This is a genomic window from Streptomyces sp. NBRC 109706 (genome assembly GCF_000974485.1).
GTDB lineage: Bacteria > Actinomycetota > Actinomycetes > Streptomycetales > Streptomycetaceae > Streptomyces.
In genome coordinates, this window is sequence record NZ_BBOM01000012.1 from 58,215 (window position 1) to 83,315 (window position 25,101).

Consider the following 25,101-nt stretch of genomic DNA (forward strand, 5'->3'; position numbering starts at 1 on the left):
CGGCTTCTCCGACGGCGCCGGGGGTGCCGGGGGTGGCGGGTGTGCCGGGTGTGCCGGGTGTGCCGGGTGTGGCGGGTGTGGCGGGTGTGCCGGGGGTGGCGGGGATTCGCCGCCGGCTCGGCGCCGGTCAGAGGTTGGCGTGGACACCGGCGATGGCACGGCGCAGGGCACGCGGGGTGTCGTGCACCAGCTGGTGGCTGCCGTGGCGCACGATATGCCGCCCGCCCACCACGGTGTGCCGCACATCGGCCGCGGTGGCGGCGAAGATCACCGCCTGAACGGCGAGGCGCGGTGGCGGGCCCGAAGTGCGCACGGTGTCCAGGGAGACGGTGGCGAAGTCGGCGAGCGCGCCCACCTCCAGCCGGCCGGCCTCGGGCCAGCCCAGGGCCGCGTGCCCCTGCTCGGTGGCGGCGCGCAGCAGTTGGTCGGCGGTGAAGTGGCCCCGGACATGGCTGCGCAGGCGTTCCCCCGTCTCCAGGGCGCGTGCCTCCTCCAGGATGTCGATCACGGCATGGCTGTCGCTGCCCAGGCTCAACGGGCAGCCGGCGGCGCGCAGTTCGCCGGCGGGGCCGATGCCGTCCGCGAGATCGCGTTCCGTGGTGGGGCAGAGGCAGGCGCCGGTTCCTGCGCCGCCGAGCAGGGCCAGGTCGCCCGGCTCCAGATGGGTCGCGTGCACGGCGGTGGTCCGTCGGGTCAACACGCCGTGGTCGGCCAGGAGTTGGGTGGGGGTGCGGCCGTGGGCCGCCTGGCACTCCTCGTTCTCCCTCGGCTGTTCGGAGAGGTGGACGTGCAGCGGGCACTCGCGCTGGGCGGCCCAGTCGGCCACGGTGGCCAACGCCTCGGCCGGCACGGCCCGCACCGAGTGGATGGCCGCGCCGATCCGGGCCGTGTCGGTGCCGCGCAGCGCGCCGGCCCGATCCGCCCAGGCGTCCGCGGTCCGGTCGGCGAAGCGCCGCTGGGGGCGGCTCGGTGGCCGGCCGAAGCCGGCGGCCAGATAGCAGGTGTCGAGGAGGGTGATGCGGATGCCGGCGTCGGCGGCCGCCGCGATCAGGGCCTCGCCCATCGCGTTGGGGTTCCCGTAGGGCGTGCCGTCCGGCTGGTGGTGCAGATAGTGGAACTCGCCCACGCAGGTGATGCCGGCCAGGGCCATCTCGGCGTACACGGCGCGGGCCAGCGCGTGGTAGCCGTCGGGGTCGAGCAGGGAGGAGAGTTCGTACATGGCGTTGCGCCAGGTCCAGAAGGTGCCGGCGCCGACCTGGGCGCTGCCCCGCAGGGCGCGGTGGAAGGCGTGGCTGTGCACGTTGGCGAGGCCGGGGATGGTGAGCCCGCGCAGCGAGACGGCGCCGACGGGCGGCGTCGGCACCCCGGGGCGCACCTCGGTGATGGTGCCGTCGACGGCGGTGGCGATCACCACGCCCGGCTCCACCACGCCGCCGAGCGTGGCGTGTTCGGCCCAGTACGTCTGTGCGGTCAGCGACATACCAACCCCTCCAACACCTCGGCGAGCGCGGCCACTCCGGCCTCGCAGTCCCGTTGGTCGGCGTGTTCGGCGGGCGCGTGGGAGACGCCGGTCGGGTTGCGCACATAGAGCATGGCGGTGGGCAGCACGGCGGAGAGGATGCCGGCGTCGTGCCCCGCCCCCGTGGGGAGGACGGGCGCGTCGTCGAGGAGGGCCGCGAGGCTGTCCCGGAGCGCCGGGGAGAAGCGCTGCGCCCCGGTGTGGGACTCCCTGGTCACGCCGAGCCGCACGCCGTCCCGGCCGGCCCGGTTCCTGGCGGTCTCCTCGATGCCGGCGACCAGCTCCTCCAGGGCGTCGGCCTCGGGTGCCCGCGCGTCCAGCCAGCCGGTCACCTGGGACGGGATCGCGTTGACCCCGCCCGGCTCCACGGTGACCTTGCCGAAGGTGGCGAGGGCCCCGCCGAGCCTGGCCCGCTTGCGGGCGGCCAGCACGGTGTGCGCATAGGTGAGCATGGGGTCCCTGCGGTCCGCCAGCCGGGTGGTCCCCGCGTGGTTGCCCTCGCCGTGGAAGTCGAACCGCCAGCGGCCATGGGGCCAGATCAGCGAGCCGACGCCCACCGCCCGGTCCAACTCGACCAACGCCCGCCCCTGTTCGACATGCAGCTCGATGAACACGCCGATTCTGCCGAGGCGTTCGGGGTCGGGGCCGATCCCGAACGGATCGTGTCCTGCGGCGCTCATGGCGTCGGCCAGGGTGGTGCCGGCCGCGTCGCGCAGCGCCCTGGCGCGTTCGGGCTCCAGCGCGCCCACGGCCAGCCGGGAGCCCACGCAGGCCACCCCGAACCTGGCGCCCTCCTCGTCGGCGAAGGCCACCACGCCCAGCGGCCGGCGGCCGGTCCGTCCCCTGGCCCGCAGCTCGTCCAGCGCGGCGAACGCCGAGGCGACGCCGAGCGGGCCGTCGAAGGCGCCGCCGTCCGGCACGGAGTCCAGATGGGAGCCGGTGACCACGGCGTCGCCCAGCGCCGGATCGCCCAGCCAGGCCCACTGGTTGCCGTTGCGGTCCACCTCGTGGTCGAGGCCGCGCGCCTCGGCCTGGGCGCGGAACCAGGCGCGCAGCTCGGCGTCGACGGCCGTCCAGGCGTAGCGGCGGTAGCCGCCGGTCGTCGGGTGCCGTCCGATGGGGGCGAGCCCGTCCCACAGCGCGGCGAACGCCTCGGCGCCCGGGGCGGCGGCGCCGCCGGTGCCCTCGGCCGGCCGCCCCGCCGTCATCGCGCCGCCCCCGCGGCGCCGGCCGCCCCGGCTTCGGCGTCCGGCGGCGCCGTCTCCCGCATGGGCACGCGCACCCCGTCCCGTTCGGCGACCTCCTCGGCGCGTTCGTACCCGGCGTCGACATGGCGGATGACGCCCATGCCCGGGTCGTTGGTGAGCACCCGGTGCAGCTTCTCCCCGGCCAGCCGGGTGCCGTCGGCCACGGTGACCTGCCCCGCGTGCAGCGAACGCCCCATGCCGACGCCCCCGCCGTGGTGCAGCGAGACCCAGGAGGCCCCGGAGGCGACATTGACCATGGCGTTGAGCATGGGCCAGTCCGCGATGGCGTCCGAGCCGTCGAGCATTCCCTCGGTCTCCCGGTAGGGCGAGGCGACCGAACCGCAGTCCAGGTGGTCCCGGCCGATCACCACCGGCGCCGCCAACTCCCCGGCGGCCACCATCTCGTTGAACCGTTCCCCGGCCCTGGCGCGTTCGCCGTGTCCCAGCCAGCAGATCCGCGCCGGCAGCCCCTGGAAGCGCACCCGCTCCCCCGCCAGCCGCAGCCATCTGGCCAGCGACTCGTTCTCGGGGAAGAGGTCGAGCACCGCCCGGTCGGTGGCCGCGATGTCCTTGGGGTCGCCGCTGAGCGCGGCCCAGCGAAACGGTCCCTGTCCCTCGCAGAACAGCGGCCTGATATAGGCGGGGACAAACCCCGGGAAGGCGAAGGCGCGTTCGTAGCCCGCGAGTTGGGCCTCGCCCCGGATGGAGTTGCCATAGTCGAAGACCTCGGCGCCGGCGTCCTGGAAGCCGACCATGGCCGCCACGTGTCGGGCCATCGACTCCCTGGCCCGCTCGGTGAACTCGGCCGGGCGCCGGGCGGCGAAGTCCGCCATCTCCGACAGGTCCACGCCCGACGGCAGATAGCTCAGCGGGTCGTGAGCGCTTGTCTGGTCGGTGACGATGTCGACCGGCGCGCCCATCGAGAGCACCTGGGGCAGCACGTCGGCCGCGTTCCCCAGCAGGCCGATGGAGAGCGCCCGGCGCTCCTGTCGGGCCCGTTCCGCCAGCGACAGCGCCTCGTCGAGCGAGGTGGCCTGGACGTCGAGATAGCCGTGTTCGATGCGCCGGACGATGGCCCTGGGGTCGCAGTCCACGCAGAGCGCGACCCCGCCGTTCATGGTGACGGCCAGCGGTTGGGCGCCGCCCATGCCGCCGAGCCCGGCGGTCAGCGTGAGGGTGCCGGCCAGGCTGCCGCCGAAGCGTTTGGCGGCCACGGCGGCGAACGTCTCATAGGTGCCCTGGAGGATGCCCTGGGTGCCGATATAGATCCAGGAACCGGCCGTCATCTGGCCGTACATGGTCAGGCCCAGGCTCTCCAGGCGGCGGAACTCCTCCCAGTTGGCCCAGTCGCCGACCAGGTGGGAGTTGGCGATCAGCACCCTGGGGGCCCACTCATGGGTGGTCAGCACGCCCACCGGTCGCCCCGACTGCACCAACAGCGTCTCGTCGTCCCGCAGGGTGCGCAGGGTGGTCACGATGGCGTCGAAGGAACGCCAGTCCCTGGCGGCCTTGCCCGTGCCGCCGTAGACCACCAGCTCGTCGGGGTGTTCGGCCACCTCGGGATCGAGGTTGTTCTGCAACATGCGGAGCGCGGCCTCCTGGGGCCAGCCCCGGGTGGAGAGCCTGGTCCCGGTGGCCGCGCGCACGGGTCTCGGCCCCGCTGGTCGCCTCGGGTCCGCGGATGCGGCCGGTCCCGATGCTGTCGGTCCCGATGCGGCCGGTCCCGATGTCGTCGGTCCCGATGCCGTTGGTCCTGCCATGGCCCACGCCTCCCCGATGTGGTCGGGATATTCACCCACTCTAAGGCTGAATACTTTCAGTCAACAACCGCCCGCGACCGCCCGGGGGTTGCGCCTCTCGATCCGCCTCTCGATCCGCGCCTCAATCCGCTCCTCGGTCCGCTCCGCCGTCCGCTCCGTCCCGTTGTGCTCCCTGCCGCCGCGCCGCCCGGCATGTTTCGCTGGACCCATGGAGCCTCCGAGCCGACGCGACCACGCCGTGCGGGCCCTGCTCGCCCACGGCCTTCTCACCGACGACCAGCCCCTGGCCGCCCTGCTCGACCTCAGGAGCGTCCAGGAGACCACCGCCGCTCTCCATGCTGCCTTCGATGCGGTCACCGCGCCCGGTCAGCCGGTCCTGCACACCTTCGCGGTCAAGGCCGGCACGCTGGTGCCGGTGCTGCGCCTGCTGGACGGGTTCGGCATCGGCAGCGAGGTGGCCAGCCCCGGAGAGCTGGCCCTGGCGCGCCGCGCCGGGCTCGCCCCGGACCGCATCGTCCTCGACTCGCCGGCCAAGACGGAGGCCGAACTGCGTGAGGCGCTGCGCCTGGGCATCGCCATGAACGCCGACAACCCACAGGAACTCGCCCGGTTGGACGCGCTGGTGCCCGAGCATCCCGGGCACGGCCCGGTGGGCTTGCGGATCAACCCGCAGCTGGGCGGCGGCACCATCGACGCGATGAGCACCGCGACCGCGACCAGCAAGTTCGGCGTCGCCCTGCGCGATCCGGGGGCGCGCGACTGGGTGGTGCGCGCCTTCCTGGACCGCCCCTGGCTGACCCGGCTGCACTGCCATGTGGGCTCGCAGGGCATGGCCCTCGCCCGGATGGCGGAGGGCGTGCGGGAGAGCTACGAACTGGCCGAGGAGATCAACGCGGCGGCCGGCGAGCGGCGGATCGACACCCTGGACATCGGCGGCGGACTCCCGGTCAACTTCGACTCCGACGAGATCACCCCCGGCTTCGCCGAGTACGCCCGGCTGTTGCGGGACACCGTCCCCGGGCTGTTCGACGGCCGCTACGGCCTGGTCACGGAGTTCGGCCGGTCGCTGCTGGCCAAGGCGGGCGCGGTGGTGGCCCGGGTCGAGTACACCAAGGAGGCCGGCGGACGGCCGATCGCGGTCACCCACGCCGGCGCCCAGGTCGCGGTGCGCACCGTGTTCGCGCCGGCCTCCTGGCCGCTGCGGGTCGCGGTCTATGACGCGAAGGGCGCGCCCAGCGCCGAGCCCGCCGTCCGGCAGGACGTCGCCGGGCCGTGCTGCTTCGCCGGCGACCTGGTCGCCATCGACCGCCCGCTGCCCCGGCTGCGCCCCGGCGATGTGGTGGCCCTGCTGGACACCGGCGCCTACTACTTCTCCACGCCCTTCGGCTACAACGCGCTGCCGCGACCGGCCGTCTACGGCTTCACCGTGGACGGCACCGGGCCGGCCGTGTTCACCCCGCTGCGGCGGGCGCAGACGCTGGAGGAGCTGGTCGAGGAGTCCGGCGGATCGCTGTAGGCCGACGGCGCCGACGGGGGTCCTCAGTCCCAGAAGACCTGCCGGTCGGCGGCCCTGGCGTCGAACCGCTCCAGGCGGGTCTGGGCCGCCGGCAGCGCGTCGCACATCGCCTCCAGCAGCGCCCGCCCGAGCAGCATCGGGGCACAGGCCGTGTCGAACGAGAGCGCGGTGCTCACCGGGGCCGTGAACAGCAGGTCGGCGGGGTCGGCGACGGGCGCCAGCACGCTGTCGGCCACCGTCACCAGGGTCAGCCCGGCGGCCCGCGCCACCCCCAGCGCCTCGACCAGCTCGCGCGGGTAGCGGGGCAGCGCGAAGCAGAGCAGCGCGGTCGCCCCGGCGTCGGCGGCCTGCTCGATACGGTCGGCCAGCAGCGAGCCGCCCTCGTCGAGCAGGCGCACATCCGGATGCACCTTGGCCGCGAAGTAGGCGAAACCGGCCGCCTCCGCAGCCGCCGCGCGCAACCCCAGCACCGGCAGCGGCCGCGAGGCCGCGAGCAGCCGGCCGGCCCGCTCAAGACGCTCCGGCTCCCCGAGCCAGGACACCAGCCGCCGCAGCTGCTCGATCTCGGCGAGCACCGCCTGCTGGTACCCGTTCGGCTCCGCGCCGCCGGGGGCCCTGCCCTCGGCGTCCGGGACCCCGGCGGCGCGGCCGTCGTGCAGCGCCTCGCGCAGCCGCCGCCGGAGCGCCGGATAGCCGTCGAACCCCAGCGCCACGGCGAACCGGGTGACCGACGGCTGGCTCACCCCCGCCAGCTCCGCCAACTCGACGCTGGAGAGAAACGGCGCCTCCTCGGCCCGCCGCACGACCACCTGGGCGATACGCCGTTGGGTGGGCGTCAGCCGACGCCCGTCGAACAGCCCTGCCAAGCGCGCGCTCGCCTCACTCACCGCGTCAGTCTAGGCAGCGGCACCGACAACGGGGCCAGCCGTCGGCCTCGACAGCCGGCAACGGGCCTCGGGCTGGCCCTCCCGACAAATGGGGGGTTACCCCTAGTGCGGGCCGGGTCCTGGGCGCCGTAGCGTGGACGTATGACGAGTGGGCGCGATCCGGAGCTGAACCGGGACTCCGACCTGAAGCGGGACCTCGAAGCCGCCGTGCAGACACGCAGGGAGCTGGGCGAGGGGTACGAGTCCGAGCTGGTGGACTCCTTCCTGGAGAAGGTCGAGCAGCGCATCGACAGCACGGTGGACAAGCGGGTGCGGCGTCAGGTCGCCGAGCAACAGATGGTGATCGCCAGGGGCGGCCGGCCGCCCGGCAGCGCCGACACCCAGGGCCCCGGCGTCGCCTTCGGCCTGGCGGCGCTCTCCCTGGTGCTGGCCATTCCGCTGTCCGCCATCGCCGCCGCCCAGACCGGCCTTGCCGGCCTCCTGGTCTGCTGGACGGGCGTCGTCGGCGTCAACGCCTGCTTCCTCGGCCACACGCTGCTGCGCGGCGGCGACGAGCAGAAGAAGTCCGACTGGGACTAGGTGTCTGGGCCCGCCAGGGCCGGATGGGCCGCCAGGGCCGGGAGAAGAAGTTGGCGGGGACCGCCGCACCCCGGCTTGAGGCCGAGGGCGGGACGACGGCGGTCCCCGCGGGGACACGGGCCGGGTCGGGGCCTCGTGTCCGGGCGACCAGGGAGGTCCGGGAGCCGCTCCGGAGGTCCTTGGTGCCGACACCGAGAACTCTGCCGGAGCGGTGTTAACGACGCGTTGCCCAGCCGTGACACTTCGGGTTCCGTTGGGCGACCGGCGCGCCGGCCTCCTCGGGAGGGTCGGGGAGGCCGGGCGCCGCGCTCAGTTCTTCCCGGCCAGGAACGCCAGCAGGTCCTGGCGGCTGACGACGCCGGCCGGCTTGCCGTCCACCAGAACCACGGCGGCGTCCGCGTCCTGCAGGGTGGCCATCAGATCGGCGACCGGCTCGCCGGACCCGACATGCGGCAGCGGCGCGCTCAGATGCTTGTCCAACGGGTCCTCCAGCGCGGCCCGCTGGGCGAACAGCGCGTCCAGCAGCTCCCGTTCGACGACCGAGCCGACGATCTCGGCGGCCATCACGTCCGGGTGCCCGGCCCCCGGCTTGACCACCGGCATCTGGGAGACGCCGTACTCGCGCAGCACCTCGATCGCCTCGCCCACCGTCTCGTCCGGGTGCATATGCACCAGCGACGGCAGGCCGCCGTCCTTGCCGCGCAGCACGTCGGCGACGCGGGTCGCGGGCTCGCCCCCCTCCAGGAAGCCGTAGTCGGCCATCCACTCGTCGTTGAAGATCTTGCTCAGATAGCCGCGCCCGCTGTCCGGCAGCAGCACCACCACCACATCGTCGGGACCGAGCCGGCGGGCCACCTCCAGCGCGCCCACCACGGCCATCCCGCAGGAGCCGCCGACCAGCAGGCCCTCCTCGCGGGCCAGCCGGCGGGTCATCTGGAAGGAGTCCTTGTCCGAGACGGCGACGATCTCGTCGGCCACCCCACGGTCATAGGCGTCCGGCCAGAAGTCCTCGCCCACGCCCTCCACCAGGTACGGCCGTCCCGAGCCGCCCGAGTAGACCGAGCCCTCGGGGTCGGCGCCGACCACCCGGACCCGTCCCTCGCTGGCCTCCTTGAGGTAGCGGCCGGTGCCGGAGATGGTGCCACCGGTGCCGACGCCGGCGACGAAGTGGGTGATCCGGCCCCCGGTCTGCTCCCACAGCTCGGGACCCGTGGTCTCGTAGTGGGAACGGGGGTTGTCCGGATTGCTGTACTGGTCCGGCTTCCAGGCTCCCGGCGTCTCCCGGACCAGCCGGTCCGACACGTTGTAGTAGGAGTCCGGATGTTCGGGGTCGACCGCCGTGGGGCAGACCACCACGTCGGCGCCATAGGCCCGCAGCACGTTGATCTTGTCGGTTGAGACCTTGTCCGGGCAGACGAAGACGCAGCGGTAGCCCTTCTGTTGGGCCACGATGGCCAGTCCGACACCGGTGTTGCCCGAGGTGGGCTCCACGATCACGCCTCCGGGGCGCAGGGCTCCCGAGCGTTCGGCGGCCTCGATCATCCGCACGGCGATCCGGTCCTTCACCGACCCGCCGGGATTGAAGTACTCGACCTTCGCGAGCACGGTGGCCTCGATGCCCTCGGTCACTCGGTTGAGTCTGACCAGCGGGGTGTTGCCGATCAGTTCGATCATCGACTCGTGATACTGCACCTGGGTCTCCGCATATCAGGGGGGTTCTTCCGCTGTTGACGGCGATGGAACAGCACCCTATTGCGTTGCGCGGTGCGTCGTGTTGGGCACCACACAAGTGACGGGGTGCGACGACGAGAGGCAGTTGCCAGGGATGTCCAGGGCGCGGGTGGCACGAAGAATCGCGACGGCTGCGGCCTACGGGGGCGGCGGCATCAGCCTGCTGGGGGGCGCCGCCGTGGGCCTGCTCCTCACCGAGGCCAGATACGCCAGGCGGCAGGTGGTCGGCGGGGCCAGCGGTGACGAACCGCCGGTGGCCGACGGGGTGTACGGCATGGCCTTCGCCCCCTCGAACGGCGTGCCCTGGCGGCTGGCGATCCTGGGCGACTCCACCGCCGCCGGCCTCGGCGTCGAGCAGGCGCGGCAGACGCCGGGGGCGCTGCTGGCCTCGGGTCTTGCCGCGGTCTGCGAACGTCCGGTCGAGCTGCACAGCGTGGCGCTCTCCGGGGCCAGATCCCACGATCTGGAGCGCCAGGTGTCGCTGCTGCTCACCGAGCCGGGGCGGGCGCCGGTGCCGGATGTGTGCGTGATCATGATCGGCGCCAACGACATCACCGGTCGGGTCTCGCCGGCCCAGTCGGTGCGTCATCTCTCCGACGCCGTCTCCCGGTTGCGCACCGCGGGCTGTCAGGTGGTGGTGGGCACCTGCCCCGATCTGGGCTCGGTCGAGCCGGTCGGGCAGCCGTTGCGCTGGGTGGCCCGCCGGCTCTGCCGCCAGCTGGCGGCGGCGCAGACCATCGCGGTGGTGGAGCTGGGCGGGCGCACGGTGTCCCTGGGCACGCTGCTCGGCCCCGAGTTCGCCGCCCATCCGCGCGAGTTGTTCGGTCCTGACCGCTACCACCCGTCGGCCGCCGGCTATGCCACGGCGTCGATGGCCGTACTGCCCACGCTCTGCGCCGCGTTGGGCGTCTGGCCGGAGGAGCGGCGGCCCGGGCTGCCGCGCCGCGAGCGGCTGCTCCCGGTGGACCGGGCGGCGGCGCGCGCGGTGCTCGAAGGGGGCACGGAGGTCAGCTCGGCGGAGCGCGGCAACCGACGCGCGCCCTGGGCGCTCCTCAAGCGCCATCGCCGGCGCGCGCTGCCGGAGGAGACGGCGGAACACCAGCGGGACGACGCCGCGCGAGAGGGCGGCGAGCGGGGCAGTGGCGAGCGGGTGGAGGAGGTGCCGAGCGCGCCGGCAGGCGGCGGGTCGGGGCACAGCCGGCAGGCGAGCCCGTGACAGCTCGCCGTACCTGCGGGTAACTTCGAGGGGGGTGCCACACCGGGCCCCGTCCACCGCGTTCATCCCGTTCATCCCGCTCGTCCCGCCCGTTCCGCTCGCCCCGCTCGTTCCCGGAGGAAGCCGTGCCCGAAGCAGTCATCGTCTCAGCGGCCCGTTCGCCCATCGGACGTGCGGTGAAGGGCTCGCTCAGGGAGCTGCGTCCGGATGATCTGACGGCGCAGGTGGTGCGCGCCGCGCTGGATCAGGTGCCGCAGCTGGATCCCGCCGATATCGACGATCTGATGCTCGGCTGCGGCACCCCGTCCGGCGAGCAGGGGAGCAATCTGGGCCGGGTGGTGGCCGTTCAGCTCGGGCTCGACCGGCTGCCCGGTTGCACCATCACCCGCTACTGCGCCTCCTCGCTCCAGACCACCAGGATGGCGCTGCACGCGATCCGCGCCGGCGAGGGCGACGTCTTTGTCTCGGCCGGGGTCGAGACGGTGTCCCGGCTGGTCAGGGAGGCGCCCGAGACCCACAACCCGCTCTTCGCCGAGGCCGAGGCGCGGACCGCGCACCGCGCCGAGCACGGTGGCGAGGGCTGGCACGATCCGCGCGAGGACGGCCAACTGCCCGATATCTACATCGCGATGGGGCAGACGGCGGAGAACCTGGCCCGCCACAAGGGGATCAGCCGCGCGGAGATGGACGCGTTCGGGGTGCGCTCGCAGAACCTCGCCGAGCAAGCCATCGCGAACGGCTTCTGGCAGCGCGAGATCACCCCGGTCACCACCCCGAAGGGCACGGTGGTCGGCGCGGACGACGGACCGCGCGCCGGGGTCACGGCGGAGGCGGTCGCCGCGCTGCGGCCGGTCTTCCGCCCGGACGGCCTGGTCACGGCGGGCAACTGCTGCCCACTGAACGACGGGGCCGCCGCCCTGGTGGTGATGTCCGACACCAGGGCCAGGGAGCTGGGCATCACCCCGCTGGCCCGGGTGGTCGCCACCGGCGTCTCGGGGCTCTCCCCCGAGATCATGGGGCTCGGCCCGGTGGAGGCGTCCCGGCGCGCGCTGGCCAACGCCGGGCTGACCATCGACGACATCGATCTGGTGGAGATCAACGAGGCGTTCGCCGCGCAGGTGATCCCCTCCTACCGCGAGCTGGGCATCGATATCGACCGGCTCAACGTGAACGGGGGCGCCATCGCCGTCGGCCATCCGTTCGGCATGACGGGCGCCCGGATCACCGCCACCTTGATCAACTCGCTGAGCTGGCACGACAAGCAGTTCGGGCTTGAGACCATGTGCGTCGGCGGCGGGCAGGGCATGGCCATGGTGCTGGAGCGCCTCAGCTGACCCAGCCGCCCCCCGCGCCCCCGGGCAGGGGGGCGCACGCCGGCGGGCGGCCGGCGGCCGGTCGGTATATCCGGGCGATACCGAAGCGGGCCCGGGATGTGATCCATGCCCGTTCACGCGATGGAATGGCCTGGTCAGGGACGTCAGGGGGGCGCGTAAGGGACCAAATACCTGTCCACTTCATGACGTTTTGCACTGCACGCCGTGTCCGCGCCCCGGAAACCTGAGATAAGAAGTCAGGGACCAATCAGCACTGGGAGCGAGTCCGTGAGCGCCATATCCGTCATCCTGCTGGTGACCTCAGGCACCGCCGTAGCCCTGGGCGCCCTGGCCCTGTACACCGTGCGCGCGCTGCGCGAGGAGCTGGCCGCGCTGCGCGCCGAGGTGGCCGCCGGCCAGGCCCGGGTGCCGGAGGCCAGGGCGGAGCTGCCGCCCGAAGCGATCCGGGGCGCCGTCGCCAAGGCGCTGGCCGACGAGCGGGAGCGCGAGCTGGCCGAGGCCAGGGCGTACTGGGCCGAGCAGGACGCCAAGGAGGACCAGGGCCCCGGGTCGCTGCTGGCCGGCCGGGGGCTGAGCTATGTGGTGGCCGACGCGGACGAGGAGCTGCTGGACGCGCTGCTGGAGCGCTATCTGCTGAGCGATTCCGCGCTGCCGCCGAGCGCGGCCGAGGGCGTGGTCTTCATCCCGCGTCAGGAGGACGAGGGCCCGGAGGACGCCCTGGACCTGGAGGGCCCCGTCGAGCCGCCGCGCGCGCCGCGTGGCCAGGACGGCGAGGAGTCCCCCGAGCTGGCCGCGGCCCGCCGCCGGCATCCCTCGCACCCCGGCTTCACGCTCTCCGGGGAGCCCGTGGACCGCTCGACGCCGGGCGGCCGTCCGCGTCCCCACGATCCCGGCTACACGGCCGACCGGCTCTCCCGGCTCGCCGAGTCCCGGGTCCCGCTGACGGATGTGCGGCCGGGGCCGCTGGGCACGCTGGACGTCCTTCTCTTCGCCGACGGCACCACGCTCTGTCTGAGCCCCAGCCACCAGGAGGCCGCCGAGCGGCTGGCCGAGTCCCTGCGCCTGGGCGAACCCCCGGTGCTGATGGGCGGATCGTCCGTCTCCGGCGCCTACACGCTGACATTCTCCTGCGGCGACGAGGAGAACGTCTATCTGCTGGCCGACCGGGTGGTGGCCTCGTCCCAGCCGAGCGACTGACCGGGGACCGAGGCGGAGACCGACCGGCGGCCGGCCGGCGAGCGAGCCGGCGAGTGAGCGGCGCGCGGTCGCGTGGGATGCTCCTTGGTCGAGCGAGGAGGCGGTCATGGACGGGGTGGACACGGCTGAGCTGAACGCGGCCCTTGAGCGGGCCGTCGAACGGTTGCGACGGCTGCCGGAGAGCCGCCTGCGGCGCGGCGCCGCCGCCGAGGGCCGGGCGCTGGCCGACGAACTCACCCGCAGGGCACAGCTTCTGGAGCGCCCCTGCGGCGGCGGGACCCGACGCGTCCCGGACGTCGGCCTCTGGGCGGTCGGCGACCAGATCACGGTGACCGGGCACGATCTCGCCCGCGCCATCGAGGAGTCGACGGACGAGGAGCGCGCCCGGCGCGAACTGTCGGAGGCGCTGGCGGTGTTGGCCGCGTTCCGGGTCTGAGGGACCGTCCGACGGGTGGACGTCGCCGGGGCAGGCCCCGCCAAGTACCCTTGGGCAGCGTTCACTTCCGCGAAGAGCGGGGCGAGCGTTCCCCTGTGACCCGCCCGACGGAGCGGTTAAGGTAAGCCTTGCCTTAACTCAGTTTCGACCGGGGGGACCAGCGCGTGTGCGCCATGGGAGAACGCGATGCGCCAGCACGGCCGACGCGCCCCGTCCAGCCGCCGGCGGCCGCCGAATCTGTCCGAACGCGAAGAACGTCGGAATCCCCGACACGGTCGGGATCCCGGCGGGCCAGAGGCGTCGGACTGCTGGTCGGGCTGCTGCTGTTACCGCTCCTGCTGGCCTGCGGCCTGATGCTGGGCAGCGAGTTCATCGGCCCACGCACCGTCTGGCAGGCGTTGACCGGCGCCGAAGACACCCTCCAACACGTCCGGGTCAGCGGCATCCGGCTGCCCCGTCTCGCCCTCGCGATGACGGTGGGCGCCGCGTTGGCCACGGCGGGGGCGCTGATGCAGGCCGTCACCCGCAACCCGCTGGCCGACCCCGGCATCCTCGGTGTGAACGCCGGCGCCTGCCTGGCCGTGGTGACCGCCATCCTGGTCTTCGGTGTCGGCACCCCGGCCGGCTATGTGTGGTTCGCCTTCGCCGGCGCGGCGTTGGCGGCCGTCGCGGTCTACGGCGTCGGCGCCGCCGGGACGGGCGGCATGACGCCGGTCAAGGTCACCCTGGCCGGTGCGGTACTGGCTGCGCTCTTCTCCTCGGTGACCTCGACGATTCTGGTGCTCGACCAACGCAGCCTGGATCAGATGCGGTTCTGGATGGTCGGCTCCCTCGCGGGGCGCGGCCTCGATGTGCTCTGGCCGGTCCTGCCCCATGTCCTGCTGGGCCTGGTGGTCGCGCTGAGCTCGGGCCGCGCGGTGAACGTACTGGTGCTCGGCGAGGAGCAGGCGCGGGCGCTGGGGCTGCGGGTGGCACGGCTGCGGCTGCTGCTGGCGGCGGCCGTGGTGCTGCTGGCCGGCGGCGCGGTCGCCCTGGCCGGGCCGATCGGCTTCGTCGGCCTGGTGGTGCCGCATATGGCCCGGCTGGTCACCGGCAACGACTACCGCTGGCTGCTGGGCTACTGCGCGCTCTACGGCGCGGCCCTGATGGTGGCCGCCGATATCGCGGCCCGGACGTTGCTGGCCCCCCGGGAGATCCTGGTCGGCGTCTGCACGGCGGTGGTCGGCGCCCCCGTCTTCCTGCTGTTGGCCCGGCGGCGCCGCCTGGTGGCGACATGAGAAACCCCCTGAACGACCCGTTGGTGCTGCGGATCGGCCGGTCCGGCGGCCTCTCCCGCCGGTTCAACCCCAGGACGTCGCTGGTGCTCGGCTGCGCCGTCCCGCTGCTCTGTCTGCTCGGCCTGTACGGGGTGACGTGGGGCGCCCCCCGGCTCGACCTCGGCGATGTGGTGCGCACCCTGACCGGTGGCGGCGACGCCGGGGAGCGGCTGGTGGTCGGCGAGTTCGTGCTGCCCAGGGTGCTGTGCGCGCTGGCGGTCGGCGCGGCCCTCGGGCTCTCCGGCGCGCTCTTCCAGAGCTATGCGCGCAATCCGCTGGTCTCCCCCGACATCCTCGGCGTCAACAGCGGTGCCGCCCTGGTCGCGGTGGGCTCCCTGGTGCTCTTCGGCGGCTCCTGGTCCACCCTGCCCCCCGGTGCCTTCCTCGGCGCGCTGACCGCCGCGCTGCTGGCGGTGCTCTGTTCGCGCGGCCGTGGCCTGTCGCCCTACCGTCTGGTGCTGGTCGGGATCGGGGTCGACGCGCTGTGTCGGGCGGGCGTCGCCTTCGCGCTGGTCCAGGGCGATATCGGGCAGGTGCAGGCGGCCACGGTGTGGATGATCGGCTCGCTCTACGGGGCGGACTCCGACCGCGCGCTCTTCCTGGGCGTCCTGCTGGCCCTGCTGGTGCCGGCGGCGCTGGCGCTGCGCCGGCCGCTGGTGGCGCTCCGGCTCGGCGAGGAGGCGGCCCGTTCCGTCGGGGTGCGGACCACCGCCACCCGGGCCGCCGCGCTGGTCGTCGCGACGCTGCTGGCGGCCGGCGCGGTGGCGGTCTGCGGACCGGTCGCCTTTGTCGCCTTTCTGGCGCCGCACCTGGCGCGACGGCTGTGCCGGGCCGACACCCCCGAGGTGCTGCCGGTGGCCATGGCGGTCGGCGCCGCGCTGGTGCTGGGCTCGGATCTGCTCGCCCAACACGCGCTGCCGGTCGTTGTTCCACTCGGTGTGGTCACCCCGCTGCTGGGCGGCCCCTACTTCCTCTATCTGCTGATCCGAGCCAACCGCCACGGGGAGGTGGCCTGACATGGGCCTGCTGGAGGTGCGGGCGGCCAGCGTCGCCTATGACGGCCGGCCGGTCGTCGAGGGGCTCGACCTGACGATCCCGCCCGGCCGGATCACGGCGCTGGTCGGCCCCAACGGCTGTGGCAAGTCGACCCTGTTGCGGGCGCTCGCCCGGCTCCAGCGCCCGACCGACGGCACGGTGCTGTTGGACGGCCGCTCCGTCTGGCAGCTGCCGCCCCGGGAACTGGCCCGGCAGATCGGCCTGTTGGCGCAGAGCCCGCCGACGCCGGCCGGGCTGCTCGTCGAGGATCTGGTGGCCAGGGGCCGCTATCCGCACCAGAGTTGGCTGGCGCAGTGGTCGGAACGGGACCAGGCCGCGGTCGACCGGGCGCTGCGCGACACCGGCGCCGAATCGCTGCGCGGGCGCTATGTGGACGAGCTGTCCGGCGGCCAGCGGCAGCGGGTGTGGATCGCCATGGCCATCGCCCAGGAGACCGACGTGCTGCTCCTGGACGAGCCCACCACCTATCTGGACGTGGCCTACCAGGTCGAGATCATGGAGCTGCTCGAGGAACTGCACGCCAGGGGCGACCGCACCATCGTGGTCGTGCTGCACGATCTCAACCAGGCGTGCCGGCACGCCCACCATCTGGTGGCGCTGCGCGACGGCCGGGTGATGGCCGAGGGCGCGCCCGACGCCGTGGTCACCGAGGACTTCGTCCGGACCGTCTTCGACCTGGACTGCCGCATCCTGACCGATCCGGTGACCGGTCGCCCGCTGTTTGTGCCCGAACGCCGCCGAGGTGGCCGAAGCGACGCCATCGCGGCCACCGGGGAACGGCCCTGACGGCCGGCCGCCCGTTCCACCCCTCAATTCCCCTCACACCCAGGAGAGTTCATGTTCGCTGCCGCCACCACATCGGGACCGACCGGAGGCCGGCGCGGCCGCCGGCTGGTCGCGGGCCTCGCCCTGCTCGCCCTGCTGGGCGCCGCCGGCTGCTCGGGCTCCGACGACAACAACGACAACAACAACGACAACGCCAGCGGGAACAACGGCGGGAACGGGGACGGCGCCTCTTCGTCGACCCGGGACATCGAGCACGCCCTGGGCGTCGCCGAGGACGTGCCCGCCGAACCGACCAGGGTCGTCGCGCTCGACCCCTACTTCTCGCTCCCCACAGCCGCCCTCGGCGATGTGGAGATCGTCGGCACCTCGCACCTCCCGTTCGGCGATCCGCACCCGCCGTTCGTCGAGGCGGCGCGCGTCGAGAACACGGAGAACGTCGGCTGGTTCACGGAGTTGGACATCGCCGGCATCCACGCGCTGGAGCCGGATCTGATCGTGGGCGTCGAGTCCTTTGTCGAGCCGGTCCACGACGAGCTGTCGGCCATCGCCCCGACCGTGGCCCTGCCGCTCGACCACGCCCACTGGGAGGAGACCGTCCGGCTCGCCGCCGACGCGATGGGCATCTCCGAGGCGGTCGAGGTCTCGCTGGGGGACTACGCGACCCGCGCCGAGGAGCTGTCGGCGCGGCTGGCCGACGCCGGGGCGACCGAAGAGCCGGTCACCGTGCTGCAGTTCCGCTCGGTCGAGGACATCCGCATCTACACCGACCACTGCTCCACCCGTGTCCTGGGTGATCTGGGCTTCACCCTCCATGGCGCCGACGAGACGCCCGAGGGCGAGAACGCGCTCCAGGTCGGCGCCGAGCAGCTCACCCGGGCCGACTCCAGCTTTGTCTTCTATCTGCTCGGCGCCGCCGGCAGCAATCCCGAGGAAGCCCAGGCCGCCTTCGACATCGTGTCGACCCAGCCGCTCTGGGAGCGCCTGGGCGCGGTCGAGCGCGGCGACACGGCCGTGGTCTCCCCCGACTGGTGGTTCAACTGCGGATCGCCGCAGGCCAACCAGCTGATCCTGGACGATGTCGAAGCGACCCTGCTCGGCGAGTGAGGACTTCGACCGTGACGCTGCCCAGCACCCTCCCACCGGCGGCCGCCCCCGTGACCGCCGGGTACCTCGCCCGGCTGGCCGAGGTCGGCCCGCCGGCGCTCTCCCCCGACGGCACCGGGATCTGCGCCCTGGTCGCCGGGGACGGCCGCCGGGAGGTGCGCTGGTACGGCCAGGACGGGCCGCCCGAGGGCCGGACGCTGGCCGTGAACGCCCTGGACGTCCAGCCGCGTTGGCTGCCCGACGGGCGGCTCGGCTGGCTCACCGCCGGCCCCTCGGGCGAGGCGGTGCTGACGCTCGCCGACCCCGTGGCCGGCCGGTCCTTCGAGCACCGACTGCCGTTCCCCGCCGACGGCGTCGGCCAGCTGCACCCCACGGCCGCCGCCTGCCTGCTGCTGCGCCGCGCCGAAGGGCGGGGCCGGGTGGTGTCCCTGGACCAACTCGACGGCTCCTGCCGGGAGATCACCGGCCCCGAGCTGGATGTACGGGATCTGGCCGCATCGGCGGACGGCACCGTGGTGGTGGTCGCCCACCGCGCCGATCAGGCGGGCCCCGCGCTGCTGCGGCTGACGCCCGAGGGACCGGTGCTCCTGTGCGCCGAGGCGCGCGCCCCCGGCAGCCGGGAGCGGCTGCTGGACCTGTCGGCCGACGGACGCCGGGTGCTCTTCGGCCACGAGGACGGGGACGACCGCTGCTCGCTGTGGTGGCACGATCTCGCCGGCGGCGACGGCGGGCCGGTGCCCGGGGTGGGCCCCGGCACCGTGCTGGCGGCCCGCTGGTTCGGCGACGAGGTGCTGGTGCAGGCGTTCCACCGCACCCGGGGGATGCTGCGGCGGCTGCCGGCGCCCCGTCGGGCGGGAGCGCGCGCCGGGGGCGCGCGGGAGGTCGCCGGGACCGGCTGTGCCTATCCGGGGTTCGATGTGGCGCCCGGCGTCGGGGCCGTCGCCTTCCGGGCGCAGAGCCCCGACTCACCACCGGAGATCTGGCGGCTGTCCCCGGCCGGGCCCGTGGCCCGCCGGGTGTCCCGGGTGCACCCGGCCCCGCCGCCCGAACTGCTGGGCACGACACGGGAGATCCACTGGCCCGGCGCCCGGGACGGCCGACGGGTCGACGGGCTGCTGATCCGGCCGGCGGACGCGCCACCCGAGCTGGCGCTGCCCACCGTGGTGCTGCTGCACGGCGGCCCGCACCACCACTGGCACCACGGCTGGCACGGCTCCTGGAGCGACTGGGGCCAGCTGCTGGCCGCCCGTGGCTTCGCGGTGCTCTGCCCGAACGTCCGGGGCTCGACGGGCCGGGACTGGGCGTATGCCCACGCGGTCCGTGGCGATCTGGCCGAGCTGCCGCTCGCCGACGCCCTGGCCGGCGTCGACCAGCTGGTGGCCGCCGGGCTGGCCGACCCGGAGCGGCTTGGCGTGGGCGGCTGGAGCTATGGCGCCTATCTGGCGGGCTGGGCGCTGACCCGCACCGACCGCTTCCGCGCCGCCGTCATCGGCGCCGGCATCTACGATATGGCGGCGCTGGTCCGCAGCCCCCGTCTCGGGCCCGCCTGGCGCCGCTTCTTCCCCGGCGCCGACCTCACCGACGACGCGCCCTACGACGCCGTCTCGCCGCTGCACCGGGCGGCGGGCACCGGCACGCCGACGCTGCTGGTGCACGGCACCGAGGACGGCAAGGTCGAGGTGGGCCACAGCCGACGGATGCACCGCGCGCTGACGGCGGCCGGAACCACCACCAGGCTCGTGGAGTTGGCGGGCGAGGGCCATACCGTCCAGGGCGAGGAGAGCCGCCTGCGGCTGCTCACCGAGGTCGAGGAGTGGTTCACCACCCATCTGTGACGCCCGCACCGGAACAGCGCCGGGCCCCGACGAGAGGATTCGTCGGGGCCCGGCGCTGTTGGCGTCCCACCGCCGAAGACGCGGTGGGGGGTGCTCAGTCGCCCTGCAGGATGGCGATCAGCCGCAGGAACTCCAGGTAGATCCAGACCAGGGTCAGGGTCAGGCCGAAGGCGGCCAGCCAGGACTCCTTCTCCGGGGCGCCGTAGGCGATGCCGTCCTCGACCATCTTGAAGTCGAGGGCGAGGAAGCAGGCGCCCAGGATGATGCCGATGACGCCGAAGGCGACGCCGAGCATCCCGTCCCGCAGGCCCAGGCCGTTGCCGCCACCGATCATCAGGACGATCAGGTTGACCGCGGAGAGCAGGACGAAGCCCAGCGCCGCGGCGAGCACGAACTGGGTGAAGCGGGCGGTGACCCGGATGATGCGCTGCTTGTACATGAACAGCACACCGGCGAAGACCGCCATCGTGCCGATCACCGCCTGCATGGCGGCGCCGGGGGCGGCGGCGTTGATCGCGCTGCTGATCGCGCCGAGGAACAGGCCCTCGGTGACCGCGTAGGCCAGGATCAGCGGCGGCGAGGGCTCACGCTTGAACGACTGCCACAGGCCGAGGCCCATGGCGACCAGGGCGAAGACGATGCCCAGGCCGAGCGGCAGGTCGGCGACCCAGGCCACAGCGGCGGCGGCGACGACCGTGCCCAGGGTGATCGCGGTGCGCGAGACGACGCTGTCGATCGTCATCACGCCTGGACGGGTGGGGGTAACGGGGGCGTATCCGCCGTCGGGACCCACCTGCGGCTGCGGCGCATACGGGTTGCCCGGCTGCGGCGCGTAGGGGTTGGCAGGGCTTCCCGCGTACGGATTCCCGGTCTGCGGCTGCGGTCCGGCGTTGAAGCCGGCGTAGCCGCCGTCCCGACTGAACCCCCGACGCGTGAAGACCGGGTTGCTGCTCCTCATCTCACTCCTCCATGGCCGCACGGCACGGCTTTGCCTACCAGAGTAATGCGTTAGCAAAGTCCGCACGGTAGTGCACCCTGGGAAACTACTGGAAGAGCCCCGTTGTTCCCACCCCTCGACGAAGTCCGGTCCGCCCGCCGGCCGGAGCGCGCCTCAGGGGGTGCCGCCCCGCGTGGTGCCGCGCTCGGCGAACGGCGCGTAGTACTCGGTGAAGAGCTTGCCGACCAGCTCGCCCCGGCCGAACGAGGCCCGGCGACGGGGCCCGCGACGTCAACTGCCCTGATCCCACCCCTGGAAGAAGCCCGGTCCCCCCATCGGCGGGAGTGAGGCTCTGGGTGCCCGGAGCCGGACTTGAACCGGCACGGCCCTAAGGCCAGCGAGTTTTAAGCTCACCGTGTCTGCATTCCACCATCCGGGCACAGATCCCCCAGCCGTACCGGGCGCCAACGCGCCTTGGGAGTCCTCCGAGCTTATCCGCCGGATTCGACCCGAACACCGGTGCCCCAGAGCGATGTTGTCTGATTTTATGAGCTGCTGACGACGCGTCAGCGTTCGATGACGCGCTTACAGGCGCCTTTGAGTGAGAGGGCCCTACGAGGGGTGATCGAGGAATGACGCAAATCAACCCTCCGCATCCTTGCGCGCACTCAGGGACATCTCCTCCTCAAGTAGGACGGCCACTCGCACCGCTCCTTCCGAGGGAGGGGAAGAACCCGACGACGGAAGGGATCACGAACGAGAGGTTTCGGACCAGGATGGGGGAGTCCTTCCCCCGTCCAGGCTGGAGTACGCCGTGCCACCTACCGCACCCGCCCAGCACACCGATTCGACCGAGACGGTGGCGGCCCGCGCCACCGACCTGACCAAGGTCTACGGCACCGGGGAGACCCGGGTGCTCGCCCTCGACCAGGTCAGTGTCGCCTTCCGCAGAGCGGAGTTCACCGCGATCATGGGGCCCTCCGGGTCCGGCAAGTCCACGCTGATGCACTGCATGGCCGGGCTCGACTCCATATCGTCGGGATCGGCCAGGCTCGGCGACACCGAGCTGACCGGCCTCGACGACCAGCGGCTCACCCGGCTCCGCAGGGACCGGGTCGGCTTTGTCTTCCAGACGTTCAACCTGCTGCCCACGCTGAACGCGCTGGAGAACATCACGCTGCCGATGGGCATCGCCGGCACCAGGCCGGACGCCGACTGGCTGGACACGGTGATCACCACCGTCGGCCTCTCGGACCGGCTGAAGCACCGCCCCGCGCAGCTCTCCGGCGGCCAGCAGCAGCGGGTGGCGGTGGCCAGGGCGCTGGCCGGCCGTCCCGAGATCGTCTTCGGCGACGAGCCGACCGGGAACCTCGACTCCCGCGCCGGCGCCGAGATCCTGGGCTTTCTGCGCAACTCCGTGCGGGAGCTGGGGCAGACGGTGGTGATGGTCACCCACGACCCGGTGGCCGCCGGCTACGCGGACCGCGCGATCTTCCTCGCGGACGGCCGGGTGGTCGACGACATGGCGGACCCGACCGCCGAGAGGGTGTTGGAGCATATGAAGCGGCACGACGGCCACCAGGCCCGGGGCGGCACCGGCTGACCGAACCGCACCAGCTGATCGAGACGGGAAACGGCGCCCCGGGCTTCGGTGGTCCGGCGCGCTAGGAGGTGAGCTCCACCCAGGCCCTGGGCCGCAGCGGGAGCCCGGCCGCGCCGCTGTCCGGGGTGCGCACGGCGAGCACCTGGTTGACGCCGATCCGGCCACGCTCGAACTGCAGCGCGGAGGCCGCCATATAGAGCCGCCAGATCCGGGCCCGGCCCGGGCTGGTGAGGCGCACCGCCTGCGTCCAGCCCTGCTCCAGGTTGCGCACCCAGCGGCGCAGCGTCAACGCGTAGTGCTCGCGCAGCGATTCGACGTCGCGCACCTCAAGGCCGGCCCGCTCCAGCTGGGCCACCGTGCGGCCGACGGGCGCCAACTCGCCGTCGGGGAACACATAGGCGTCGATAAAGGGGTCGATCCGGTAGGACGACTCGTCGCCGAGCGGGCGACGCGCGATCTGGTGGTTGAGCAGCCGCCCGCCGGGCCGCAGCAGCCGGAACAGCCGCTCGGCGTAGTCCTGGTAGCGGGCCGCGCCCACATGCTCGGCCATCCCGACCGAGGCGATGGCGTCGAACGGCCCGTCCGTCACCTGGCGGTAGTCCTGCACCCGGATCTCCACCCGGTCGGTCAGGTCCTCCTTGGCCACCCGCTCCCTGGCGTACTCGGCCTGCTCGACGGAGAGGGTCACCCCGACCGCGCGCACCCCGTGGTGCTGGGCGGCGTGCAACACCAACGAGCCCCAGCCGCAGCCCACGTCGAGCAGCCGCTGGCCGGGACGGAGGCCCAGCTTGCGGCAGATCAGGTCGAGCTTCGCGGCCTGGGCGTCCTGCAGATCGGCGGTTTCGGGACCCCAGACGGCGCAGGAGTAGACCATGGAGGGGCCGAGCACCAGCTCGTAGAAGTCGTTGCCCACGTCGTAGTGGTGGCTGATGGCCCGACGGTCGCGGCGCTGGGTGTGGGCCCGGCCCGACCGGCGGCGGTCCTCCTCGCGCGGCGGGCGCACCGGAAGGGGCAGCGGGCCGGCGAGCGACAGCGCCTCGGGGAGCGCGGACAACAGCCTGGTGCGGGGCACCGACTCGCCGTCGGCGCGGTCCCAGACGACATCGGCCAGCACGCTCAGCGCCTGGTAGAGGTCGCCGTCGACATCGATCTCGCCGGCCACCCAGGCACGGGCCAGGCCGAGTTCACCGGGTCGGTAGAGCAGCCGCCGCAGCGCGCGACGGCTGCGCACCACCAGGACGGGTCCTCCGCTGGGGCCGGCCTCGCTGCCGTCCCAGGCCCGCAGGCGCAGCGGAGGGGGAGAGCCGAGCACATTTTCGGTCAGAGCGGCGAGCCGGGGAGCGACACCCATGAGCCAAACCTCCACAGATCGGACAAATTGCCCAGGATTACCTTGGCGTCTCGATAGCCGTGAACGTCGCCGATCCGCCGTCGATTCCGGGGATTTCGCCCGCAACGGACCCGCATTGGGCCGCCCGGCCCTATGGGCACCCCCGACACGCCGCCGGGGCGGACGGACGCCTCTCGGTCGTCCGTCCGCCCCGGGGTCGGGCTACGGGTGATGCGCTCGGGGGTCAGCCCGCCTTGGCGGTGGACTTCTCCTTGACCCGCCCAGCCCCGTCGCTCTCGCGCCGCTCGACGGGACGAGCCGCCGGCACCGGGGCCGCCGCCTCGTGGAACTCCTCGCGCGGGTGCTCCATGGCGCCCAGCGAGACGACCTCACGCTTGAGGAAGAGGCCCAGCGTCCAGTCGGCGAAGACCCGGATCTTGCGGTTCCAGGTGGGCACCGCCATGCCGTGGTAGCCACGGTGCAGATACCAGCCGAGCCGGCCACGGAAGCGGAACGAGAGCGGGCCGAGCTTGATCATGGCCACGCCCTTGCGCAGGCCGAGACCGGCGACCGCGCCCATGCTGGCGTGCTTGTACTCCTGCTGCGGGAAGCCGCGCAGCCCGGAGATCACGTTGTCCCCGAGCACCTTGGCCTGCCGCAGGGCGTGCTGGGCGTTCGGCGGGCACCAGGCGTTCTCGACGCCGGCCGCGCGCGAGGCCAGGTCCGGCACCTGGGCGTTGTCGCCGGCCGACCAGATGTGGGTGGTGCCCTTCACCTGGAGGGTGGGCTCGGTGTCCACATGGCCGCGCGGGCCCAGCGGGAGGCCGAACTCGGCCAGCGCCGGGTTGGGCTTGACGCCGGCCGTCCAGACCAGGGTGTTGGAGTCCACCTCGGTGCCGTCGCTCAGCACCACATGGCCGTCCACGCAGGAGGTGAGCGAGGTCTTCAGATGCACCTCGATGCCGCGCTGCTTCAGGTGCTCAAGGCCCCACTCGCCGAGCTTGGGCCCGACCTCGGGAAGGATCCGGTCCGCCACGTCGACCAGCAGGAAACGCAGATCGGCCGGCTTGATGCTCGGGTAGTAGCGGGTGGCGTCCCTGGCCAGGTCCTCGACCTCGCCGATGGTCTCGGCGCCGGCGAAGCCGCCGCCGACGAAGACGAAGGTCAGCGCCTTGCGGCGGATCTCCTCGTCGGTGGTGGAGTCGGCCTTGTCCATCTGCTCCAGCACATGGTTGCGCAGACCGATCGCCTCCTCCACCCCCTTCATGCCGATGCCCTGCTCGGCGAGCCCGGGGATCGGGAAGGTGCGGGAGACGGCGCCGAGCGCCACCACCAGATAGTCAAAGGGAACCTCGTACGCCGAACCGACGTGCGGCGCCACGGTGGCGACCTGTCGGTCCTGGTCGATGGAGGTGACACGGCCGGTGAGAACCTCGGCCTTCGGCAGCACCCGACGCAGAGGCACCACGACGTGCCGCGGGGAGATGCTGCCAGCCGCGGCCTCGGGGAGGAAGGGCTGGTAGGTCATGTACGAGCGAGGATCGACGACGGTGACGGTGGCCTCGCCGTAGCGCATCTTCTTCAGGATGCGACGGGCCGCGTACAGGCCGACGTAACCCCCGCCTACGACGAGGATGCGCGGACGCTCCGTGGTGCTCATGCCATCGAGTATCCACCCACCCCAGGGGGGTGGCTCGTGAGGGGCTTCACAA

General features: G+C 73.2%; 20 protein-coding genes and 1 tRNA gene. 12 read left to right on the forward strand and 9 right to left on the reverse strand.

Annotated features, from left to right (window positions below; all coding sequences use genetic code 11):
- Positions 1 to 127: 127 nt before the first annotated feature.
- From AOM46_RS27665 to hutU, 3 genes are read right to left on the reverse strand one after another with little or no spacing between them, the layout of a single operon-like run.
- Entirely contained in the window at positions 128 to 1,480 is a 1,353-nt protein-coding gene (locus AOM46_RS27665) for a formimidoylglutamate deiminase (RefSeq protein ID WP_062216400.1), read from the reverse strand.
- Positions 1,471 to 2,727, reverse strand: a complete 1,257-nt coding sequence (locus AOM46_RS27670; RefSeq protein WP_062216402.1) for an allantoate amidohydrolase — start codon at positions 2,725 to 2,727, stop codon at positions 1,471 to 1,473. The genes AOM46_RS27665 and AOM46_RS27670 overlap by 10 nt, the downstream gene beginning before the upstream one ends.
- Positions 2,724 to 4,526, reverse strand: coding sequence for a urocanate hydratase (hutU, locus tag AOM46_RS27675; protein ID WP_078857247.1), 1,803 nt, complete (start codon positions 4,524 to 4,526; stop codon positions 2,724 to 2,726). Before hutU ends, AOM46_RS27670 begins: the two co-directional genes overlap by 4 nt.
- 208 nt (positions 4,527 to 4,734) lie before the next feature.
- Here hutU and AOM46_RS27680 point away from each other — a divergent pair, with 208 nt between their 5' ends.
- On the forward strand, positions 4,735 to 6,042 hold the full coding sequence (locus tag AOM46_RS27680) for a diaminopimelate decarboxylase (protein WP_062216405.1): 1,308 nt from the start codon (positions 4,735 to 4,737) through the stop codon (positions 6,040 to 6,042).
- A gap of 23 nt (positions 6,043 to 6,065) precedes the next feature.
- On the opposite strand, the gene AOM46_RS27685 is transcribed toward AOM46_RS27680, so the two are convergent.
- Positions 6,066 to 6,929 (reverse strand): MurR/RpiR family transcriptional regulator, encoded by an 864-nt coding sequence (locus tag AOM46_RS27685; RefSeq protein WP_062216407.1) that lies wholly within the window; start codon positions 6,927 to 6,929, stop codon positions 6,066 to 6,068.
- Positions 6,930 to 7,070: 141 nt separating this feature from the next.
- Between AOM46_RS27685 and AOM46_RS27690 the strand changes: the two genes are divergently transcribed.
- Positions 7,071 to 7,508, forward strand: a complete 438-nt coding sequence (locus AOM46_RS27690) for a hypothetical protein (protein WP_062216409.1) — start codon at positions 7,071 to 7,073, stop codon at positions 7,506 to 7,508.
- 309 nt (positions 7,509 to 7,817) lie between these two features.
- Here AOM46_RS27690 and AOM46_RS27695 read toward each other — a convergent pair whose 3' ends face one another.
- Positions 7,818 to 9,200 (reverse strand): cystathionine beta-synthase, encoded by a 1,383-nt coding sequence (locus tag AOM46_RS27695; RefSeq protein WP_062216411.1) that lies wholly within the window; start codon positions 9,198 to 9,200, stop codon positions 7,818 to 7,820.
- Positions 9,201 to 9,333: 133 nt separating this feature from the next.
- Between AOM46_RS27695 and AOM46_RS27700 the strand changes: the two genes are divergently transcribed.
- The 9 genes from AOM46_RS27700 to AOM46_RS27740 all read left to right on the forward strand — a co-directional run bounded on the left by AOM46_RS27700 (position 9,334) and on the right by AOM46_RS27740 (position 19,519).
- Positions 9,334 to 10,455 (forward strand): SGNH/GDSL hydrolase family protein, encoded by a 1,122-nt coding sequence (locus AOM46_RS27700; protein ID WP_067226643.1) that lies wholly within the window; start codon positions 9,334 to 9,336, stop codon positions 10,453 to 10,455.
- Between the two features lie 125 nt (positions 10,456 to 10,580).
- Positions 10,581 to 11,789 carry an acetyl-CoA C-acetyltransferase gene (locus AOM46_RS27705; RefSeq protein WP_062216413.1) on the forward strand — a complete coding sequence of 403 codons (1,209 nt, stop codon included), beginning with the start codon at positions 10,581 to 10,583 and terminating at the stop codon, positions 11,787 to 11,789.
- A 267-nt stretch (positions 11,790 to 12,056) separates the two neighbouring features.
- Positions 12,057 to 12,986: a hypothetical protein gene (locus AOM46_RS27710; RefSeq protein WP_062216414.1), complete on the forward strand. Its 930-nt coding sequence runs from the start codon at positions 12,057 to 12,059 to the stop codon at positions 12,984 to 12,986.
- Between the two features lie 106 nt (positions 12,987 to 13,092).
- Positions 13,093 to 13,422, forward strand: a complete 330-nt coding sequence (locus AOM46_RS27715) for a hypothetical protein (RefSeq protein ID WP_062216416.1) — start codon at positions 13,093 to 13,095, stop codon at positions 13,420 to 13,422.
- 173 nt (positions 13,423 to 13,595) lie between these two features.
- Positions 13,596 to 14,699 (forward strand): iron ABC transporter permease, encoded by a 1,104-nt coding sequence (locus AOM46_RS27720; protein WP_078857248.1) that lies wholly within the window; start codon positions 13,596 to 13,598, stop codon positions 14,697 to 14,699.
- Entirely contained in the window at positions 14,696 to 15,754 is a 1,059-nt protein-coding gene (locus tag AOM46_RS27725) for an iron chelate uptake ABC transporter family permease subunit (RefSeq protein ID WP_062216418.1), read from the forward strand. Before AOM46_RS27720 ends, AOM46_RS27725 begins: the two co-directional genes overlap by 4 nt.
- Position 15,755: 1 nt before the next feature.
- Entirely contained in the window at positions 15,756 to 16,580 is an 825-nt protein-coding gene (locus AOM46_RS27730) for an ABC transporter ATP-binding protein (protein ID WP_062216420.1), read from the forward strand.
- A 51-nt stretch (positions 16,581 to 16,631) separates the two neighbouring features.
- Positions 16,632 to 17,684 carry an ABC transporter substrate-binding protein gene (locus AOM46_RS27735; protein ID WP_062216422.1) on the forward strand — a complete coding sequence of 351 codons (1,053 nt, stop codon included), beginning with the start codon at positions 16,632 to 16,634 and terminating at the stop codon, positions 17,682 to 17,684.
- Between the two features lie 11 nt (positions 17,685 to 17,695).
- The gene (locus AOM46_RS27740; protein WP_062216423.1) at positions 17,696 to 19,519 is read left to right on the forward strand and encodes a S9 family peptidase; all 1,824 of its coding nucleotides are present in this window, start codon (positions 17,696 to 17,698) and stop codon (positions 19,517 to 19,519) included.
- A 94-nt stretch (positions 19,520 to 19,613) separates the two neighbouring features.
- On the opposite strand, the gene AOM46_RS27745 is transcribed toward AOM46_RS27740, so the two are convergent.
- Both AOM46_RS27745 and AOM46_RS27750 read right to left on the reverse strand, forming a co-directional pair.
- Complete coding sequence (locus AOM46_RS27745) at positions 19,614 to 20,477, reverse strand: Bax inhibitor-1/YccA family protein (RefSeq protein WP_062216425.1); 864 nt, start codon at positions 20,475 to 20,477, stop codon at positions 19,614 to 19,616.
- 336 nt (positions 20,478 to 20,813) lie between these two features.
- Positions 20,814 to 20,895 (reverse strand) — tRNA-Leu (locus AOM46_RS27750).
- 375 nt (positions 20,896 to 21,270) lie between these two features.
- On the opposite strand from AOM46_RS27750, the gene AOM46_RS27755 reads away from it, so the two are divergent.
- Entirely contained in the window at positions 21,271 to 22,059 is a 789-nt protein-coding gene (locus AOM46_RS27755) for an ABC transporter ATP-binding protein (RefSeq protein ID WP_062216426.1), read from the forward strand.
- A 61-nt stretch (positions 22,060 to 22,120) separates the two neighbouring features.
- Here AOM46_RS27755 and AOM46_RS27760 read toward each other — a convergent pair whose 3' ends face one another.
- Together AOM46_RS27760 and AOM46_RS27765 are read right to left on the reverse strand one after the other, a co-directional pair.
- A complete protein-coding gene (locus tag AOM46_RS27760; protein WP_062216430.1) occupies positions 22,121 to 23,410 on the reverse strand; it encodes a cyclopropane-fatty-acyl-phospholipid synthase family protein in 1,290 nt (429 codons plus the stop codon).
- Between the two features lie 223 nt (positions 23,411 to 23,633).
- The gene (locus AOM46_RS27765; protein WP_062216432.1) at positions 23,634 to 25,049 is read right to left on the reverse strand and encodes an NAD(P)/FAD-dependent oxidoreductase; all 1,416 of its coding nucleotides are present in this window, start codon (positions 25,047 to 25,049) and stop codon (positions 23,634 to 23,636) included.
- Positions 25,050 to 25,101: the final 52 nt, after the last annotated feature.